A 21,071-nucleotide genomic window follows, 5' to 3' on the forward strand; every position below is an offset into this window, starting at 1 on the left:
AACAGATGGAAGAACTTATAAAACTCGACCAAACGATACTGACATTCTTCAACGGCAGCGACTCGCTATATGTTGACGGACTTATGCTTGTGCTCACCAATGCCCTGACTTGGGTGCCTCTGTATTTGGCTTTGGTTGTCGTGATAATAAAGAACAACGAAACAATGCCACAGATATTGCTGGCAATAGGTGCAGCGATAGTGTGTGTATTGCTTACGAGTCTGGCTGCCGATGTGCTGGCAAAGCCATACTTTGAGCGTTGGCGACCTACCAACGACCCAATAATAAAATACAGTATCGATGTCGTTAACGGATTCAGAGAAAGCAAGTTCGGATTCTTCTCCGGCCATGCTGCCAACACAATGGGCATTGCTACGTTCGTATCCTTGCTGTTCAGAAGTAAGATGCTGTCATGTCTTATGGTGTTATGGTCGTTACTGAACTGCTATACCCGACTTTATCTCGGTGTCCATTATCCCGGTGATATTCTTGTAGGCTTGCTTTGCGGAGCATCGGTGGGCTTCATCGTGTATATAATATATAATAAGGTATATGTGAAAATATCCACCAACATGAACTATATCTCAAGCCAATACACATCAACCGGATATAACTATAACGACATTCATTTGATATTCAATATAATGATGTTTACGTTGCTTGTCGCTTCAATAGCGGCAATCTTCGTATGAATAACGTAACGGACAATGATTACAAGAGAAATAAAAATAGAAGACTTCAATTACGAACTGCCTGATGAGAGGATAGCAAAGTTCCCCTTGTCGCAGAGAGACCATAGCAAACTGTTGTTGTATAAGGATGGGAAATTGGGTGAAGATGCTTTTTACAATCTTCCGAATTATCTCCCAAGCGGTTCTATTATGGTCTTCAACAACACGCGAGTGATACAGGCAAGGCTTCATTTCCGCAAAACAACAGGTGCGTTGATTGAGGTTTTCCTTCTCGAACCATACATTCCGGCCGATTACGAACGCATTTTTTTACAGAAAAAGTCATGCTCTTGGCTTTGCATGATAGGCAATCTGAAGAAATGGAAGGGTGAAACGCTCGTCCGTGAGATAAAGATTGGTGATAAAACAGTGGTTTTAAAGGCTGAAAAGAGAGAGAAAGCAGAATCTTCACAGTATGAAAATGTGTGTTTCTCGTGGGATTGTGAAGACTATTCGTTCAGCGAAATACTTGAAGCCGTTGGCGAACTTCCCATCCCTCCGTATCTTAACAGAGATACAGAGGAAAGCGACAAGACCACATATCAAACCGTATATGGAAAGATAAAAGGCAGTGTGGCCGCTCCAACGGCCGGACTCCATTTTAGTGACGATGTTCTTAAACTTCTTGATGACAAGGGAATAGAGCGTCAGGAGGTGACACTGCATGTCGGAGCAGGAACGTTCAAGCCGGTGAAGTCGGCCGAAATCGGTGAACATGAAATGCACACGGAATATATATGCGTTAAACGTGAGGTGCTGGAGAGCATCGTTGCCCATGACGCAGAGGTCGTTGCAGTAGGCACTACGAGCGTAAGAACCATTGAAAGCCTATATTTCATAGGCTCAAAACTTGCCGAAAACCCTGAAATTCCGGAGGAACAACTCCACGTAAACCAGTGGGAGCCTTACGAGAAAAGCCATACCGTTTCGCCGAAAGACGCTTTGCAGAACATCATTGACTATCTCGACCGTAACAATCTCTCGTCATTGCACACGAGCACACAGATAATCATTGCGCCCGGATATGAGTATAAATATGTCAGAAGACTGATTACCAATTTCCATCAACCGCAAAGCACATTACTGTTGCTTGTCAGTGCGTTTCTGAAAGGACATTGGCGCGAGGTTTACGACTATGCCTTGTCTCACGATTTCCGTTTCTTGAGTTATGGCGACAGCAGTCTTTTGATACCGCCAACGGATAATGTTTAAAATATAGACCCTATGAAATACGGATTTGTAACAGTTGCTTCGGCCATACCGTCAGTCAAGGTTGCCGATTGTAAATTTAACACGACAGAGACTATACGACTAATAGACGAAGCCGACGGAAAAGGTGTTGAGATAGTTGTTTTCCCTGAGTTGGGCATCACGTCCTATTCCTGTCAGGATCTTTTTCATCAGCAACTATTGTTGGTTGAGGCCGAAAAATCGGTGGAAAGGATTGTCGAGCACACCCGCTCGTCAGACATTATTGTCATCATTGGAGTTTCGGTGATAGTGGGCTCGTTGCTCTTGAACTGTGCCGCAGTGATACAACGAGGCACTTTGCTGGGCATTGTTCCGAAAACGTTTCTGCCCAACTATTCCGAGTTCTATGAAAAACGTTGGTTCTCTTCGGCTCGCGACATCCCTTGCGAAACAATAATCACATACGCCAAACAGCAGGTTATTATATCCCGGAGACCCACTTTGTTCCGCACATCCGATGGAGTGATATTCGGAACAGAGGTGTGTGAAGACCTTTGGAGCCCCATACCGCCGAGCAATATTCTGACCGTCTCGGGTGCAGACATCATCTTCAACCTCTCGGCATCAGACGAACTGATAGGCAAGCATGAATATCTGCTTAACCTAATCTCACAACAGAGCGCACGCACCATCAGCGGCTACGTATTTAGTTCTTGCGGATTTGGCGAGAGTACGCAAGATGTTGTGTTTGCCGGAAATGCCTTGGTGTTCGAGAATGGTAAAATGATAGCACATGGCAAGCGTTTCTCGATAGACCCGCAACTCGTTGTAGGACAGATAGACATTGAACACTTGCGCTCGGAAAGACGACTCAACAACATCTTCGCAGCATCCGAGGCTCTTGTAAAAGAAGAACCGAGGGTGATAGAATGTCTGCCAAATACAAGCGAGCGTAGCACTTTCCATCTTTTGAGAGACATCAACCCCACACCGTTCGTGCCATCAACGGAAATACTGCAAGACAGATGTGACGAGATATTCAACATACAGGTGATGGGACTTGCCAAACGACTTGTGCACACAAGATGCAAGCGTGTGGTTCTCGGCATTAGTGGAGGACTTGACAGTACGCTTGCATTGCTCGTGTGCGTGAAGACTTTCGATAAGTTGGGAATGTCGCGAAAAGACATTCTCGGAGTAACCATGCCGGGCTTCGGCACAACAGATCGGACTTATCGCAACGCCCTCTCGCTAATGGAGTCGTTAGGCATAGAGATGCGCGAGATAAGTATTGCAGAGGCTGTTACCCAACACTTTAAGGATATTGGACATAATGTTGATAACCATGATGTTACATACGAAAACTCACAAGCACGTGAGCGTACTCAGATATTGATGGATCTTAGCAATAAGGAGTCGGCATTGGTAGTCGGAACCGGCGATCTTTCGGAGCTGGCACTTGGCTGGGCAACATACAACGGAGACCATATCTCGATGTATGGAGTCAATGCAAGCATTCCGAAAACGCTTATACGCTACCTTGTGAGAAGCGTGGCAGAGAGTGACGGAATTGATGAAAAGTCGCGCGACACATTGCTCGACATCATAGACACGCCGATAAGCCCGGAACTTACACCTGCCGATGCGGGTGGCAACATAAAACAGAAGACCGAACAACTTGTGGGACCTTACGAGTTGCATGATTTCTTCATGTATTACATGTTGCGCTACGGCTTCACACCTGAAAAGATATTGTTATTGGCACTAAATGCTTTCAAGACCGGAACAGACAACGAGAAATATGACGAAGAGACAATAAAGCACTGGCTTGACGTGTTCATAAGGCGATTCTTCTCGCAGCAGTTCAAACGCTCGTGTCTGCCCGACGGCCCTAAGGTTGGCAGTGTCAGTCTCAGCCCGCGGGGCGACTGGCGCATGCCATCAGATGCTTCTTCCGACCTATGGAAACTCTGATACCTCTACATTGGCATACCCGGCGTATTGTAAAACAGGCGATTTTGCTGACCAAAACAGCCGAATTTGCAGATGAATTTCGCCCGAATTGCTTTTCAAATTCGCCAAATTGCACGATATGATTAGTGTAAATTGCTGTATGAAAGCAAAGAAACGGAGTGCTGATGATGTTATAATAAAACTAATGTGAAACTTAAACGAAATCCCCATGCGTCACGTTTTTAGAATTTTACTTATACTTGTGGTCGCAATTCAGTGCAATGCACAGAACGCGAGACTTAACCCTGCGTATCTGAAATACATCGAAAGATATGCCGGTTTGGCAATGGAACAAATGAAACTTCACGGAATACCTGCGAGCATAACGCTTGCCCAAGGTCTCATAGAGAGTGGGGCAGGGCAGAGCGAGTTGGCTCGTAACGGTAACAACCATTTCGGCATAAAGTGTCATGGATGGCAAGGAAGGACGATATATCATGACGATGACCTCGCAGGTGAGTGTTTCAGGGCATACGACAATGTGCGCCAAAGTTATGAAGACCATAGTGTTTTCCTCGTCAAAGGTCAACGTTACAGGGGTCTTTTCTCGCTGTCAAAGTCGGATTATCGTGGTTGGGCAAGGGGACTTAAGGCCGCAGGCTATGCCACGAACCCTGCATACGCAGACATATTGATAAGGATAATCGAGCAATATCAACTCTACGATTACGATAAGAGCAAACGGCAGCATCATAAACCTATTGATACGATAGAAGAGTTCAAGGTGTTGATATGCAACAATACTCCATACGTTGTTGTAATGGATGGTGAAACGCTGGAATCAATCAGTGAAAAGACCGGTGTCTCTGTGAGAAGGTTGGCAAAATATAATGAGATTCCAAGGAAGATGAGGTTGAAGCCCGGCTCTCCAATATATCTTGAAAAGAAGTCGAAACATGCCTCGAAGGTGTATAAAGGCAAGTATCACGAAGTGAGAGAAGGCGAGAGCATTCACTCCATAGCACAGATATACGCGATGAGGGTGAAGACACTGTATAAGATAAACAACCTTCCGCCTGACTATATGGTCAAGGTGGGCGACAAACTGCGAATACGTTGATATTACAAACGTATATTGCATAATGTGCGGGCATGTTAATTCTTTTTCTTTTAAATGCGTAAATTTAGGCTTAAATGTTTTCGTATATCGGGAAAAAGTATTAACTTTGCCATGTTTTAAAGGCTCGAAAAACGCATCAGAACGCGTTTAAACGCTCTCTAAGGGCATTTTTAAGGAAATTAACAATATAAGATAAGATGGACGAAAATCAGACATTTGACCAGGACAGGATTATAAAAATCAACATTGAGGAGGAGATGAAAACCTCCTATATCGACTATTCTATGTCGGTAATCGTGGCACGTGCCCTGCCGGATGTACGTGATGGATTCAAACCGGTGCACCGACGCATATTGTACGGAATGAAGGGTATAAACAATGTTAGTACCCAACCGTATAAGAAATGTGCCCGTGTAGTTGGAGAGGTGCTTGGTAAGTACCACCCGCACGGCGACAGTTCGGTATATGGAGCATTGGTGCGCATGGGACAGGAATGGAATATGCGTTACACGCTTGTTGACGGACAAGGAAACTTCGGTTCTGTTGACGGTGACTCGCCTGCTGCCATGCGTTACACAGAGTGCCGCCTCTCGAAGATGGGCGAGCACGTCATGGACGACTTGGAGAAGGACACCGTGGATATGGTGAGCAACTTCGACGACTCACTGACGGAGCCGAGCGTGATGCCGACGAAGATTCCAAACCTGTTGGTTAATGGTGGAAACGGTATTGCCGTAGGTATGGCAACGAACATGCCGACGCATAATCTCGGTGAGGTGGTTGACGGATGCTGCGCATTTATTGACAACCCGGAGATTGATACCGACGGACTGATGAAATATATACCCGCTCCCGATTTCCCTACCGGTGCATATATATACGGACTACAGGGCGTTAGGGAGGCTTACGAGACAGGACGCGGTCGCATCATGATGCGTGCAAAGGCAGAAATAGAGAGCGACGAGAACCACGACAAGATTGTCATAACGGAAATTCCGTATGGAGTAAACAAGGCGCAACTGATAGAATATATCGCCGACCTCGTGAAAGAGGGAAGGCTTGAGGGCATTTCAAATGCCAATGACGAAACCGGACGACAAGGCATGCGTATCGTCATTGACATAAAGAAAGATGCTAATGCCAATGTCATTCTGAACAAACTGTTCAAGATGACTGCTCTACAGAGTTCTTTCTCTGTAAATAACATTGCGTTGGTGCCCAGTCGTAACGACCATACTAAACTCTATCCGCGACTGCTTACGATGCGCGAGTGCATCAGTTACTTTGTTGCACACAGACATGAGGTTACAATACGCCGAACGAAGTTTGACCTAAAGAAGGCTCAAGAGCGTGCGCATATATTGGAAGGACTGATTATTGCATGCGACAACATCGATGAGGTGGTGAAAATAATTCGTGCTTCGAAGACTCCGGCTGATGCACAGCGCAATCTTGAGGAGCGTTTTGAACTTGACGAATTACAGTCGAAGGCTATCGTTGACATGCGTCTGTCGCAGTTGACAGGATTGCGCATGGATCAGTTGCATGCCGAGTTTGACGAACTGATGAAACAGATTGAGTATCTGCAAAGCATTCTTGATGACCCGGAACTATGCAAGAAAGTGATGAAAGAGGAACTTCAGGAGGTTAAAGCGAAATATGGGGACGACCGTCGCACACAGATTGTGCCTGACGAACATGAGTTCAACGCCGAAGACTTCTATCCTAACGATCCCGTGGTAATTACCGTTAGCCACCTCGGATATATCAAGCGCACACCGCTTTCGGATTTCCGCGAACAGACAAGAGGTGGAGTGGGAAGCAAGGGAGCGAAGAGCCGTGAACAGGATTTCACCGAATATATCTATCCCGCAACGATGCATCAGACCATGATGTTCTTTACACAGAAAGGTCGTTGTTACTGGCTGAAGTGTTATGATATACCGGAGGGCGACAAGAACTCAAAAGGAAGGGCAATTCAGAATATGCTCAATATTGAGCCTGACGATCAGGTTACGGCATTCATGCGACTGCGCAACAAAGGACTTGATGACCAAGAGTTCGTGAACTCTCATTATGTAGTATTCGCCACGAAGAATGGTTTGGTGAAGAAGACTTCGCTTGAGGCCTACTCTCGTCCGCGTGCAAACGGTGTCATTGCGATAAATATAACCGAGGGCGATGAGGTTGTTGACGTTAGACTTACTAACGGCCGGAACGAACTAATCATTGCCAACCGTAACGGAAGAGCCGTAAGATTCAACGAGAATGCTGTCCGCGTGATGGGACGTGTGGCTACCGGTGTGCGAGGTATGCGTCTTGATGAGGGCGATGATGCCGTAGTTGGTATGGTTGTTGTGAACAAACCTGACGAAGAGAGCATCATGGTGGTCAGCGAGAATGGCTATGGCAAGCGTTCGCAAGTGGAGGAATATCGTGTCACCAACCGTGGAGCGAAGGGCGTTAAGACCTTGAACATAACCGAAAAGACCGGTCGCCTCGTGGCAATAAAGAACGTTAACGATGAGAACGACTTGATGATAATCAACAAGAGCGGTATCACCATAAGACTTGCCGTGAGCGAGTGTAGGGTGATGGGTAGAAACACCCAAGGCGTAAGGCTGATAAACCTCTCGAAAAAGAATGATGTCATAGCAAGTGTATGTAAGGTCATGAGTTCGGAACTGGAGGCTCTTGCCGAGCAAAAGAGCCGTGAGGCGTTTGCACAGAGCAATGAGGCGTTCAGGAACGAGACCGGAATTGCGGGAGATACTGTAGTGTCTGATGACGAAAGAGCCAATCTTCCGATAGATGACGAGAATGAAAACATCACTCCGATTGACTTTGAAGAGACGGAGAATGATAATCAATAATGAATAATATCAACCTTTTTTTTAATTAATTATTATGAAGAAATTAATAATGATGGCGGTTGCTGCTTTGTTTGCTGCATCAGCCAATGCACAGACGGACATCGTCAAGTTGGTTAAGAAAGCCAAGACATACAACGATGCCATGGAACTTGTTAATCAGGGCATAGATGCCTTGAGCGATGAAGACAAGGGTAAGGTTCTTACAAAGGTGTGTGACCTTGCTGCAAAGGAGTTCTCGACAGAGGAAGACAACTACATCAAGAAAGACATCGCCCCCGACGCTTTTGATGCAAACAGGGCATATATGTCTGCTCGTAACTTTATCAACTCTGCATTATCTCTTCGTCATGTAAATTCTAAAGCAGCAATCAAGTATGTTGAGCAGATAAACAAGGCTCGCGCAATGTTGCTTGATGGCGGTCAGGAAGGTCTTGATTCAAAGGATTATAACAAGGTTCTCTCAAACCTCGGACTCTATGTTGATGCTGCCGAAATCGTTTATGACGGTAAGGTTGAGATGGATCCGAATGCTGCTCAGATAGCATATTTCGCAACATACGGTGCTTCAGAACTTAACGATTTGAAGAGTGTTAAGAAATACTCTGTATATGCTCTTAACGATTCTACATACGGTGCTACATCAATGCATCTTTTCTTGAGTGCTATGGAGAAGGAAGTTAAGTCAAAGGAAGACTCTGTCAACTTCGTAAACACGATGAAAGAATACATCGGTAAGTTCCCGGCAGGCCAGGCAGATGATGCAATTTTGGGTAAAATCGTTACTTTCTATTCTGCACCGCAGTATGCTGCAGAGGTGAATAAGATTCTCGAAGGTGCCATTGCTGCCAATCCTAACAACAAGATGGCATGGGCATTGAAAGGTCAGACCGCTCTCAACAGCATGGATTATGATGTTGCCATTGCTGCAAATGCAAAGGCTGTTGCGATAGACCCGACATTCACTCAGGTTCGTTTTAACCTCGCGGCAAGTCAGAAAGAGAAGGCAATGACTATCATTGATAAGGCCGGTGGTAATGTTACTGACGAGGCAAAGGCTTTGATTAACGAAGCAATAGCAAACCTTAATATTATCCGTGAACAGGATCCTAACCACGAACTCGTTCAGTGGAGATATCCGTTGGCGCAATGCTATTACATCCTCGGCGACAATGCCAAGTCTGAGGAAATACAGGCTTTGCCGTAATAGATAAAGAATAATAACCCAATAAGAATGACACGTAAGAAGTATTTGTTTCTGACAATGCTTCTCTTGACAATCTTAGGTCCGTGCATGAACGCTCAGAAGAAAGAGATCGCTCAGGCACGGACTAATATTAAGAGCGGCAAAAATCTTGATAAGGCAGAGGAGTCGATGAGGAAATTGCTCACCGACAGTGCTAATATTGAGAATATAAAGATATATACAACACTTGCAGAGATTGTTAGAAAGCAGTATGAACAGGTGAATGAGAAAGTATATCTCAGGCAACCGTATGACACGGTAGCCTTTTTCAATACCACCAAAAAGATGTTTGACGTTTATGAGAAATTAGACAGTGCTCTTGTAAAATACAGCAAGAAGCAGGAAAACAATGATAAGATAAGAGCCAAGAACGCAGAATATCTGAACACGTATAGGGTAAATCTGTATAATGGAGGGTTGTTTCTGCTCAAGAGAAATGATTTTAATAAAGCGCGTTTGATGTTCGATGCTTATTTGGACTGCCATTCGCAGCCTTTGTTCGCGGGGTATGATTTGGCAGGTAAAGACAAGTTGGCACCAATGGCGGCATCGCGTGCACTCTACTGTGGGTACAAGATGCAAAATGCAGGTGTTGTACTACGCTACAAAGAACTTGCGATGAAAGATATGGGAATGCTTGAACGCACCATGCAATGTCTTTCAGAGACTTATTCGTTCGTGAACGATACTACAGGATATGTTTCAATCCTCAATGCCGGTATAAAGGAATTCCCTCGTTCAGGCTATTTTTTCACACACTTAATTGATTATTACAACGGAGCATCTGATTTTGAAAAGGCAATAAGTATTGTCGATACAGCATTGGCACAGGATAGTTGCGAGACGCTGTATCTCTATGCCAAGAGTAATATAATGCTCAATTTGGGCAAATATGACGAGTGTGTTGAGTTGTGTGACAGAATCATAGCCATTAACGACTCGGTTTCTGAGGCGTATTATAATGCCGGCGTGGCATACATCAACAAGGCGTTATCTATGGAAAAGGTCAGAGGAAATAACAAAAAAAGACAACAGATAAGGAACTTCTATTCCAAATCGTTGTCTTATATGGACAGGTATAGGTCGTTGTGTCCCGAAGATAAGGACAAATGGGGTGCGGCACTTTATAACATCTATCTGAAACTTAACATGGGCAAGGAGTTTGAGGAAATAGATGCAATGCTAAAACATTCATAACTTATTATTTGTATTGAACGTTTTGGTAACCCACCAATCTGTCGTAGCGTTCGCCTTGTCCTTTATAGTAAACGTATGCCTGATAGGTATTTTCTGTCTGATAGAAACTGCCTTCTGTAGGCATGATGCGCGACACACCCGACGGGTCAACCAAAACGTATTGGTAACTATAATATCCTTGTTTCTGCTGCACCGTGGCCTCATAGCATGAGGTTTCTTCGTTATATTCCATTTTGTATTTTGGAATGAAGCGGTTGTTTGTCCAAATAGCGTTTATATATACGTTCCCATTAACTTTATATGGACAGTGCAATCGGTAATGAACGAGGACATATTCTGACGTTCTGTCGTTCTCGATGTTGTCGCTGTTGCGAATATAGAATGCTCCGTTGACATCCTCGTCATACAGATAGTTGAGTCTTTCTCCTGATGCAAAGGGGTACACGTTATGGTTCTTTCCGTCCCATTCAATCTTCTCTATGCCCATTGTAGGATGATGTGTGTCTAATATTTCATATTTGTGATACTCGTTTCCGGCATCGAATATAAGGTATTTGTTGTGTTCCCATTTCAATCCGTCTGCCATTTTGAATTGCGGTGTGGCATTGATTTTTGCATTATCCCATCTTTGGTTCTGTGTCACAATTGTCTTTATCTGTGCTTGAGGATTGCTCACGGTGATGCCACCGTAGTTTACGGCCATTGTCACTTGTTGGTGACTATTGTTGATATCTATGTCGGTGTTTGATGAAACGTTCAGCGATACACCCATCTGTGGGTCGAGAACCATGAAGCATGCGGTGAACATCGGTTCGTTGTTGGCATTTTCGTCATAGACTGTCACTTTGTAGTTGCCGCTTAGTTTCAACTTGCAATATTTGTTGGGTATGGTAATCGAGTAATGATTGTATAAGACATTGGTGTTCAGAGACTCTTCCATATCCTCTATAGTGTTACCTTCGGCAAATCCGTCCACGTAATCGCTTGCAAACAACTCGTCCGAAACAGTCCAGTCGGCCTCACAATGCTCAATCTTGTATGTGTATCTTTGGTATGTGTGAGTCAGGTCGTCAAAGGAAATATTTATGTAGTCAGCCTCGCTGGTGCTGTTCAGCCTTATCACCGGGGGGAGTTGCCAATTAGTCCCTGCCACCACTTTAAGAGTGGCGATGCGGTCATTGTATATTTCGTTTCTCTGCGCGGTAGCGGCATTAGGTAGCATTATGGCAAGCAGTAGGGCGTAAACAATCTTATACATAATATTTTTCTTTATATAACGCAGATATATGGAATTTTATTGTAACTTTGCACGTGAAATAGAAAAGTTGTTATGATTCAGGTAGAAGTAAGAGACATTGACCTTCAGGAGGCTGCCGCTAAGGGAATGGATGAGTTTATTCAGGTTTTTGTTGATGCCATTTATAAGTCTATTGGTGGTGAACTAACCCAAGAAATGATGCAAGAACTCAACTCCGACCAAATCACCTTGTTAGCTTATATAGTGCTGCGTGAGGAGGTGATGAATGGAGGTTTCGTGCAACTTATACATAACGGTTATGGTAGTTTCATATTCAAGAATCCCTTTGCTAAGGCTGTTAAAGCGTGGGGAATGAAGGATTTGTGCCGCATGGTATATGATGTTCATACGTTATATGCAAAATATCACGATGAGATAGAAAAAGACTGCACGGACGATGAGTTCATGGCTATGTTCGAGCAATATCCTGAATTTGACGATTATGATGACGGATTTGTCGAGAACGAAGAGCGATGGACAGAGGATATTGCCCACTATATAGATTCGAATATCGAGAAGTTCGCCAAGATTATTTAATGGATGTGGTTTAGGAAAAGATGAACAAGGAAGAAGAACTGCTCAGGAAGAAGAGTCCTGTAAACATAAGAAACAAGAAAGCATCATTCGAATATTATTTCGTTGACGTGCTGACCGCAGGCATTGTGCTTACGGGCACTGAAATAAAGTCTATCAGAATGGGAAAGGCTTCGCTTGTTGATGCATATTGCTATATACACAATGGAGAGATATGGGTTAAGGGAATGAATGTCTCACCTTATTTTTATGGCTCTTACAGTAATCATGAAAGTAAGCGTGAGCGCAAACTTCTTCTCAATAGAAGAGAAATAAACAGGCTTGAAGAGGCTTCCAAAACTCCCGGATATACCATCATCCCGATACTCATTTTCATTGATGATAAGGGACGTGCAAAGGTTGATGTGGCTTTGGCGCGAGGCAAGAAATTGTATGATAAGCGGCAGACTATGAAAGAAAAGGAAGACCGGCGCGAGATGGACAGAGCCGTGAAGAGGTATTGACCGTTGCTGTCTGCTGTCGCATATCGTCCTGATGCCCTGAAAATAAAAATAAGAAGTGATTATATATAATTATTGTGATAACAAAATGTTAGGTATAACTTGTAAAAATACATTTATGAAAAGATTGTTATTAGCTGCGATAGTAGCATTATTCGTTGTTTCTTCGGGATTTGCGAAGACACGCTATAAGATAGTTTATAGTGCGGAAAAGAATGAACAGACACGTGTATATACGAACCAACTGCATGAGGTGAACTTGCTGATTGTGCGTGATGGAGACAAGGCTATGACCATAGATGGTAAGCAATTTACACTCTCCGGCAAGAAAGTTACAGAGAATAAGTATTATTCTGCGGTGCAATATGATGCCACAGATCTTGCCGGCAGAACATACGTTGTGAGTTTCAAGCACTGGAAAGATGTTGACCCGGCACTGGAATATCAGATTATTTTCTTCTCGACAACAGATATTTATAACTGGACATATTATCTTTCGGAAAAACCGGTTGAGATAAACTGATGTAATTTTCACGTTTATGAAAAGAAAGAGATGGCATCTTGTGCAAGGTCAGGAAATCACCGAACTTGACAGACGGGTGATGTACTGGGAGAACAAGGGAAAAGAGGTGCCGACGAGAGAGTTGATAAAGACTCCCGAACAGATTGAAGGCATAAAACAAGCCGGCAAACTTAATACCGCAGTACTTGATGAGGTGGCGAGGAATATACGTGAGGGTATGTCAACACTCGAAATCGATAAGATTGTTTATGACTATACCACGCTACACGGTGGGACACCGGCTCCGCTAAACTATGAAGGCTTTCCAAAAAGCGTTTGCACAAGTATAAACGAAGTTGTGTGTCATGGTATTCCGAAAGAGGAGGATATTCTTCAGGAGGGTGACATCATAAACGTTGATTGCACGACAATTCTCAATGGTTATTTTGCCGATGCTTCGCGAATGTTCATTATCGGAGAGACAACTCCTGAGAAAGAACAACTGGTGCGTGTGGCAAAGGAATGTCTTGAGATAGGAATGGAGGCGGCAAAGCCATACTGTTTTGTGGGAGACATTGGAAATGCAATACAGAAGCATGCCAAGAAATATAACTATGGCATCGTGCGTGACCTTTGTGGTCATGGTGTGGGCAACGCTTTCCATGAAGAACCTGATGTGATGCACTATGGACGAAAAGGTACGGGCATGTTGCTTGTGCCGGGCATGGTGTTTACTATCGAACCTATGGTGAATATGGGAACATGGCGAGTGTTCACTGATGCCGAAGACCCGTATGGATGGGAGGTTATTTCGGAAGACGAGATGCCGAGTGCACAATGGGAACACACTTTCCTCATGACAGAGGAGGGGGTGGAAATACTTACTTATTGAAATCAATATGAACGATATATATATATTAGGTATAGAAAGCAGTTGTGACGACACCTCTGCTGCGGTTCTTCGCAACGGAGTGTTGTTGAGCAATGTTACCGCATCGCAGGATGTTCATAAGGCATACGGAGGTGTGGTGCCCGAACTGGCATCGCGTGCGCATCAACAGAATGTGGTTCCGGTTGTCGATCAAGCACTGAAACGTGCAAATATAGAGAAAGAGCAACTGTCGGCTATTGCATTCACACGCGGACCGGGACTTATGGGGTCTCTGCTCGTTGGTGTGAGTTTTGCTAAAGGATTGGCACGTTCACTTGAGATTCCTTTGCTCGATGTGAATCATTTGCAGGGACATGTCATGGCGCATTTTATTAAAGAAAGCGATGATGACAACACTGCTCCGCCACTGCCGTTTTTATGTCTGTTAGTAAGCGGGGGTAACTCGCAGATAGTTAAGGTGAATGCTTATAATGATATGCAGGTGCTCGGACAGACGATAGACGATGCCGCAGGCGAGGCTATAGACAAATGTTCTAAGGTCATGGGACTTGGTTATCCTGGTGGCCCGATAATAGATAGGTTGGCGCGTCAAGGCAATCCGGAAGCATATAAGTTCAGCGAGCCGAATATTCCGGGACTTGACTATAGTTTCAGTGGACTGAAAACTTCGTTCTTATACAACCTTCGGGATTGGGTAAAAGAAGATCCGGATTTCGTGGAGCATCACAAGGAAGATCTTGCAGCATCACTTGAGCATACCATTGTCAATATATTGATGAAGAAGTTGCGACTTGCAGTGAAGCAGACAGGGATAAAGCATGTGGCATTGGCCGGAGGAGTGAGTGCCAATAACGGCTTGCGAAATGCTTTCCACGACAATGCCGAGCGTTATGGTTGGACTATATATATACCGAAATTCAGTTATACCACAGACAATGCCGCGATGATAGGTATCACGGGATATTGCAAATATCTTGACCGTGATTTCTGTAGCATAGACAAACCGGCATTCTCTAAAGTGACATTCAAATAAAATAAATACCATTATGGAATTAGAAAGCAGAATACTTAGCAGGGAAATTCATCAACTGTTATACGAAAAAGACAACACTATTGGAACGGCAGAGAGTTGTACCGGAGGGCGCATTGCCGAGGCTATAATTGCTGCTCCGGGTTCGTCACACTATTTTAAGGGTAGCATCGTTTCATATTCAGACGAGATAAAAGAGAGACTTCTAAACATTGACCACGATTTGATTGATGAAAAAAATGCCGTAAGTGTCGAGGTGGCAACGGCAATGGTAGAAGGTGCCTGCGATGCTCTCAACGTTGATTATGCCATTGCGGCCACCGGTTTTGCGGGTCCGGGGGGTGGTACTCCGGAGATTCCCGTAGGCACAATATTTGTCGCATGCGGTAAAAAGGGCGATGTGATGACACTGAAAATAACAGAAGATGAGGGGCGCGACCTCAATATCTCTAATGCCACCAATCAGGCTCTGCAACTTTTTCTGAAATATCTTGCCGACAAGGGTTGAAGCAATCGTAAACGATAGAGCCGTGAAATAACCATCTTTTTCCCACGCTTCATCTGTTATCATGAAGCGTGGGATAATTGTTTTTACCCCACATTTTTTTGTTTGCTATTTGACAAAGCGTTTAGCAATGATTTTTTTAGCAATCGAACAGCAGGTTTCACATTCCGTGAGGAGTTTTTATGCCTATATGCCGTATTTCTGTTTTAACCCATTTTTTAACATTCAGAACTGTTTTTTACTTTTTTATTTTTTCAACATCAATACATTGATAGCAAAATGCCGTTAAAGCAAAGTTGTTATTGTTAAAAGAGAACAAAAGATACGACAATTTGTCACGTGACACATTTTTTGCATTTATATTTGCAACAGCGATAAAAAAGAATTTTAAAAATATTATAAAATGACAATGACAATGAAAAGGTTCAAAAACATTCTTCTCTATTCAGCAGTAGTTGTGTCCCTTGCATTTTCAGCCGGGGCATTCATTAGAGTCAATGCCGCTTCTTCGGCAGCAACGTTACCACCTGTTCCGGGACAGCCTGTGGATTTGACATACGCAGCAGATAAGGCTCTCCCTGCGGTGGTACACATCAAGTATGTTCAGAACAGCAAGGTGAGAGAGGTTGAGGTTGATTCTAATCCGTTTGAAGATTTTTTCAATCCGTTCGGCTTTTTTGGCAATCCCGGTGGTCAAGGTGGCAAGCAACGTCGTCAGGTACAGACACCGAAGCGCGAGGCATCAGGTTCGGGAGTCATTATATCTTCTGACGGATATATCGTTACCAACAATCACGTGGTGAACGGTGCGGACGAACTTACCGTAACGCTTAACGACAACCGTGAGTTCTCGGCACGTATAATCGGTACCGATGAACTTTCAGACCTCGCCCTTATAAAGATTGATGGAAAGAATCTGCCGACACTGCCAATAGGCGATTCCGATAAAATAAAGGTAGGAGAGTGGGTACTTGCAGTGGGTAATCCTTTCAATCTCACATCAACCGTGACAGCCGGTATCGTCAGTGCAAAGGCGAGAAGTCTCGGTGCTAACGGTGTTGAGAGTTTCATTCAGACGGATGCCGCAATCAATTCAGGAAATTCGGGCGGTGCTCTTGTCAATACAAGTGGCGAACTCGTGGGTATCAATGCCATGCTGTATTCACAAACAGGAAATTACAGCGGATATGGTTTTGCCATTCCAACTACGATAATGAATAAGGTGGTTGAAGACCTTAAAACTTACGGTACTGTTCAACGTGCGGTAATAGGTATAACGGGTTCTGACGTGCATAACTACATAGATGAGCAGAAACGCAAGGACAACGAAGTGGATCTTGGCACCAACGATGGTATATATGTAGCCGGCGTTCAAGACGGAAGTGCGGGCGAAGATGCCGGACTTCAGACCGGTGATGTCATAATAGCCATTGATGGAAAGAAGGTTACGAAGATGGCCGAACTGCAAGAGTTCCTTGCCAACAAACGTCCGGGCGACAATGTGAAGATTACTTACCTGCGTAAGAAGAGCAAGAAAACAACCGATGTTATGCTGAAGAATTCTCAAGGCAACACCAAGATAATGAAAGAGGCCGACATGGATGTTCTCGGTGCCACCTTCCGCGAGGTGAACGACCAGGAAAAGAGAGAACTTGAGATTTCATACGGTTTGAAGGTTGTCAACATTACCGGCGGTGTTATGAAAGGCCGCATCAATAAAGGCTTTATCATTCTCAACGTGAACAAGAAGCCGATGAAGAGCGTCAGCGACCTGCAAAAAGAAGTAAAGGCTGCATCGAAGAGCGATGAACCGGTATTACAGATAAAGGGAATACAACCATCGGGTAGGATTGACTATATCGCAGTGCCGTTGAACAATGAGTAAAACATTTCCGATAACAAACAAAATGGCTGCGCATCTCGAACAGAGGCGCAGCCATTTTTCGTTTTATCGTTCATGAAAGAATGTGCCAGCATTGCCGAACCGGAATTGTTTGCTTAATGTTTTGCAAATATACATGATTTTTTTGCGAGATAGGAATATTTGAACTATATTTGCAGAAAATATTTACTTAAATCCAGATAAACCTTGTAATATACTATGAACAAAGTACTTATCATCTATACCGGCGGTACGATAGGCATGGACTGCAATGCAAAGACCGGTGCATTGGAACCATTGCGCTTCGACAGACTATCAAACAAGATGCCGGAGTTGGGACAGATTCCGACAGCCATAGAGGTTTATCAGTTTGCGCCGCCAATCGACTCTTCTGACATGTCGCCATTGCAGTGGTCGCAGTTGGTTCGCGTCATATCTGATAATTACGATGAATATGATGGTTTCGTGGTTCTGCACGGCACGGACACAATGGCATTCACCGCCTCCGCATTGTCGTTTATGCTCGAAAACTTGACAAAACCAGTAGTGCTTACGGGCAGTCAGGTGCCAATCGGACAGTTGCGCACAGACGGCAAGGAAAATCTTATCACGAGTATAGAGATTGCTTCCGCTAAGCATGCCGATGGCTCACCCATGGTTCCGGAAGTATGTATCTATTTCAGTGGTAGGTTGCTTCGAGGCAACCGTTCCACTAAGGTAAATGCAGATGGGTTCAATGCTTTCGACTCGTTCAATTATCCACACCTTGCCGATGCCGGCATAAACATAGTCTATCATGAGGAATATATACGTAAGCCCGATTACACCAAGCCTATGATTCCTCATTTCGATCTCGACCCTAACGTTGTTATATTCACTCTCTTCCCCGGTATTCAAGACAATATAGTGCAACATGCGCTTGACGTTCCGGAATTGAGAGCCATAGTAATGAGATCTTATGGCAGTGGCAATGCACCGCAACGTCCGTGTCTGATGAATATGCTCCGTGATGCCGCAAGCCGTGGAGTGAACATTGTCAACATCAGTCAGTGCGCAGAAGGAACGGTTGAGATGGGACGTTATGACACTGGTTATCAACTGAAGAACGCCCGCGTAATATCCGGATATGACAGCACCGTTGAAAGTGCCGTTGCAAAACTGATGTTTCTTCTGGGACAATATCGTGACCCGGAGATTGTAAGAGAAAAGATGGAACAAAACCTCAGAGGGGAGATTTCTTTGTAGAATCTTGTAGAAAAGTTTCTCTACATCCCACATAATAATAATGAGTAATCCCAAGGATAGCGAATGACATACTCAAGTGTTGTCATATCCTATCCTTGGGATTAGTTGTTTTTTTGCTTTTCGGATTATATCTTCACTGTCACTCCCGCTGTTACCCAAAGTCCGGGTTGTGGTATATTGCCAAAGTCAACATAATCTTTCTTGTCCATTAGATTGTTCACCTCAGCATATATTGTGTACTGCGGTTTGTTCCAAGACAAGCGAGCATCAAGCAATGAGTATGGATTATATTTCTGACTTTTGCCGTTACGGTCGGTGTATGAGCCGTTGCGCTTCTGGTGACGGTAGTTAAGTCCCAAGTCAAGACTTGCCACGAGGTGCATCTGTAGTGTCGCAACAAATTTATGACGCAGATACTCCTGTTTGCTCTCGGTGATGATATTCTCCACCTCGCACTTGTTCTGGTCTATATAGTTGTAAGCAACCTGCAGGCTTTTCAGCATGTTCTGTTTCGGTAGCAGTTCTTTCAGGTCAAAGCGTATATTGCTTTCCACGCCTATGGTATTTACCTTTGTGAAGTTTACACTTCGCCATGCTCGTTTCTCACCGGTGTCATCAGCAATCCAGTCTATCATATTCTTATAGCGATTGTGATAAACACTCACGCTTCCATAGATGCCGCGTGCTGTGTATTTCATGCCACCCTCAATGGCACTCAGTTCTTCCGGATTGAGCAAAGGGTTTGGTATGTGTTCACCAACGTTATAATACATTTCCGTGAACGATGGCGTGCGGAGCGATGTATTCCATGAGGCGAACAACTTGAAATGCTCTCCCAATCTGTAACTTGCATCTATTCCGGGATAGAAACCGAAATGTCGCTTGTTCCACGTGTTCTTAAGCAGTACGAAACCTGCAGACAATGTGAAATCTTTCAGCAACACGTTATGTTCGAGATGAAAACTGATGTCCGAGCGGTTCAGTCCGTGAGTATAGTCGCGGTCGGTATTGCTGATATGCTTGGGGTTTGCAAGCGGTTCGCCAAGATTTCCACTCACTATGTCTTCGTTGCGGTATGCTGCTCCGAAAGCCGTTCTACCAATGGAGGAGTCGAAATAAAAATTCAGTCTGGCACCGAACACATTAGTTAGGTGATAGTTATACGGCACCGGCTTTGTAGTGCCTCTGAAATACTCGAATCTGTCGAACGTGCGATTCCAATAAACCGCAGGCTTTATGTGCATCCACAACCGCTTGCTCTCTCCTTGCAGTGCCACGAATGTCTTTGAGACATGTTCAAACTGCGTGTCGCTGCCTATTCCGTAGAACGTGTTAGAACCGAAGTCCTTGATGCTCATTCCGCCATGCCAGTTTATTCCTATGTTGCGGTCGTCGAAACTGCCTTGATAGAAAGCCTTTCCACCCTTGAAGTCAGCGTTTAATGCTCCCGATTTTGCACGACTGAATCCGTCGCTCCGCTTATAGTTACCGCTAATTTGGTTGTTGAATTTTCCTGTTCTTGCGTTGGCTCTTCCTCCGATGGTGAAATATCCGAAACTTCCACCCTCCGTGTTAAGGTCGATACTGCTCTTATCTGCCAATTTCGTCACAATGTTTATTGCTCCAACGAGGCTTGATGTTCCGAACAGTCGGCTTGCAGGTCCTTCGATAATTTCTATCCTTTCAATTTCGCTAAGGTCAACCGGATATTCCACCGAGTTATGTCCTGTGTGCGGGTCGGTAATGTCGATGCCATTCAGCAGCACAGCCACCTGCTCTTGTGTGCCGCCTCTGATGCCGATGTCGGTCTGTGCTCCCAACGCTCCTCGCTGTCTCACATCCACTGCTACGGCATATTTCAGCAAGTCATTAACACTTTGTACCGGCGCCGCTTGAATTTCCTTGCGTGTCAGTACAGTAACCATTCTCGCCGCTTTTCCTGATGAAAGCGGTGCGAGCGAGCCATTCACTTCCACTTCTTCGAGTGTCACTTCCTTCTCATCGATGATAGGATCGATGTCAGATTGGCGCGTACTGATTCCGTCGGCCTTGGCATACGTCAGTGTGGCTATGCTCAATGTGCCCACTATGACTTCCTTGCCGAGGCAGGAGAACAGCGCGTAACCTTTGTTCAGAAAGTGCCTGAACGTGATAGTCTCGCGTTTGTTAAAACGATTTTTGTACATTATAAATTATTGTTTTCAAGCATCGCAACATGCAATGCGGCCGCAAAGTTAGCAAATTAATCCATTATGACAAAGATAGTGGAATGATTTTATTGCTTTTATTTGTTTTCCACTCACCTTCATGTTCCACCTTTTTGTTTTCATATCAGTTTCTTATGAAAACAGAATATTTCTTATTTTTATAACATTC

The 21,071-nt window shown here is 44.4% G+C and carries 17 protein-coding genes; 15 read left to right on the top strand and 2 right to left on the bottom strand.

Annotated elements, in window-relative coordinates:
- Positions 1-5: 5 nt before the first annotated feature.
- From EHV08_RS00205 to EHV08_RS00235, 7 genes are all read left to right on the top strand, one after another.
- Positions 6-692 (top strand): phosphatase PAP2 family protein, encoded by a 687-nt coding sequence (locus tag EHV08_RS00205; RefSeq protein WP_126677446.1) that lies wholly within the window; start codon positions 6-8, stop codon positions 690-692.
- 15 nt (positions 693-707) lie between these two features.
- Positions 708-1,943 (top strand): S-adenosylmethionine:tRNA ribosyltransferase-isomerase, encoded by a 1,236-nt coding sequence (locus EHV08_RS00210; protein ID WP_126677447.1) that lies wholly within the window; start codon positions 708-710, stop codon positions 1,941-1,943.
- A gap of 12 nt (positions 1,944-1,955) precedes the next feature.
- Positions 1,956-3,896, top strand: a complete 1,941-nt coding sequence (locus EHV08_RS00215) for an NAD(+) synthase (protein WP_126677448.1) — start codon at positions 1,956-1,958, stop codon at positions 3,894-3,896.
- A gap of 241 nt (positions 3,897-4,137) precedes the next feature.
- Positions 4,138-4,995, top strand: coding sequence for a glucosaminidase domain-containing protein (locus EHV08_RS00220; protein WP_238987975.1), 858 nt, complete (start codon positions 4,138-4,140; stop codon positions 4,993-4,995).
- 197 nt (positions 4,996-5,192) lie between these two features.
- Complete coding sequence (gyrA, locus tag EHV08_RS00225) at positions 5,193-7,868, top strand: DNA gyrase subunit A (RefSeq protein ID WP_126677450.1); 2,676 nt, start codon at positions 5,193-5,195, stop codon at positions 7,866-7,868.
- Positions 7,869-7,902: 34 nt separating this feature from the next.
- A complete protein-coding gene (locus tag EHV08_RS00230; protein WP_126677451.1) occupies positions 7,903-9,072 on the top strand; it encodes a tetratricopeptide repeat protein in 1,170 nt (389 codons plus the stop codon).
- Positions 9,073-9,099: 27 nt separating this feature from the next.
- Complete coding sequence (locus tag EHV08_RS00235; protein ID WP_126677452.1) at positions 9,100-10,308, top strand: tetratricopeptide repeat protein; 1,209 nt, start codon at positions 9,100-9,102, stop codon at positions 10,306-10,308.
- 4 nt (positions 10,309-10,312) lie between these two features.
- Here the strand turns inward: EHV08_RS00235 and EHV08_RS00240 are convergent, their stop codons facing one another.
- Positions 10,313-11,566 carry a type IX secretion system plug protein gene (locus tag EHV08_RS00240; protein ID WP_126677453.1) on the bottom strand — a complete coding sequence of 418 codons (1,254 nt, stop codon included), beginning with the start codon at positions 11,564-11,566 and terminating at the stop codon, positions 10,313-10,315.
- A 72-nt stretch (positions 11,567-11,638) separates the two neighbouring features.
- Between EHV08_RS00240 and EHV08_RS00245 the strand changes: the two genes are divergently transcribed.
- From EHV08_RS00245 to EHV08_RS00280, 8 genes are all read left to right on the top strand, one after another.
- Positions 11,639-12,142, top strand: coding sequence for a DMP19 family protein (locus EHV08_RS00245; protein WP_126677454.1), 504 nt, complete (start codon positions 11,639-11,641; stop codon positions 12,140-12,142).
- A gap of 20 nt (positions 12,143-12,162) precedes the next feature.
- Positions 12,163-12,642: an SsrA-binding protein SmpB gene (gene smpB / locus EHV08_RS00250; RefSeq protein ID WP_126677455.1), complete on the top strand. Its 480-nt coding sequence runs from the start codon at positions 12,163-12,165 to the stop codon at positions 12,640-12,642.
- A gap of 115 nt (positions 12,643-12,757) precedes the next feature.
- Positions 12,758-13,162, top strand: coding sequence for a hypothetical protein (locus EHV08_RS00255; RefSeq protein WP_126677456.1), 405 nt, complete (start codon positions 12,758-12,760; stop codon positions 13,160-13,162).
- Between the two features lie 16 nt (positions 13,163-13,178).
- Positions 13,179-14,033: a type I methionyl aminopeptidase gene (gene map / locus EHV08_RS00260; protein WP_126677457.1), complete on the top strand. Its 855-nt coding sequence runs from the start codon at positions 13,179-13,181 to the stop codon at positions 14,031-14,033.
- Between the two features lie 7 nt (positions 14,034-14,040).
- Positions 14,041-15,066: a tRNA (adenosine(37)-N6)-threonylcarbamoyltransferase complex transferase subunit TsaD gene (tsaD, locus tag EHV08_RS00265; RefSeq protein ID WP_126677458.1), complete on the top strand. Its 1,026-nt coding sequence runs from the start codon at positions 14,041-14,043 to the stop codon at positions 15,064-15,066.
- A gap of 13 nt (positions 15,067-15,079) precedes the next feature.
- Positions 15,080-15,571: a CinA family protein gene (locus tag EHV08_RS00270; protein ID WP_126677459.1), complete on the top strand. Its 492-nt coding sequence runs from the start codon at positions 15,080-15,082 to the stop codon at positions 15,569-15,571.
- Positions 15,572-15,983: 412 nt separating this feature from the next.
- Positions 15,984-17,453 (top strand): Do family serine endopeptidase, encoded by a 1,470-nt coding sequence (locus EHV08_RS00275; RefSeq protein WP_203227030.1) that lies wholly within the window; start codon positions 15,984-15,986, stop codon positions 17,451-17,453.
- Positions 17,454-17,669: 216 nt separating this feature from the next.
- Positions 17,670-18,695 (top strand): asparaginase, encoded by a 1,026-nt coding sequence (locus tag EHV08_RS00280; RefSeq protein WP_126677461.1) that lies wholly within the window; start codon positions 17,670-17,672, stop codon positions 18,693-18,695.
- A 125-nt stretch (positions 18,696-18,820) separates the two neighbouring features.
- Here the strand turns inward: EHV08_RS00280 and EHV08_RS00285 are convergent, their stop codons facing one another.
- Entirely contained in the window at positions 18,821-20,881 is a 2,061-nt protein-coding gene (locus tag EHV08_RS00285) for a TonB-dependent receptor (RefSeq protein ID WP_126677462.1), read from the bottom strand.
- Positions 20,882-21,071: the final 190 nt, after the last annotated feature.

The organism is Prevotella koreensis, assembly GCF_003977605.1.
Classification (GTDB): Bacteria; Bacteroidota; Bacteroidia; order Bacteroidales; family Bacteroidaceae; genus Prevotella; species Prevotella koreensis.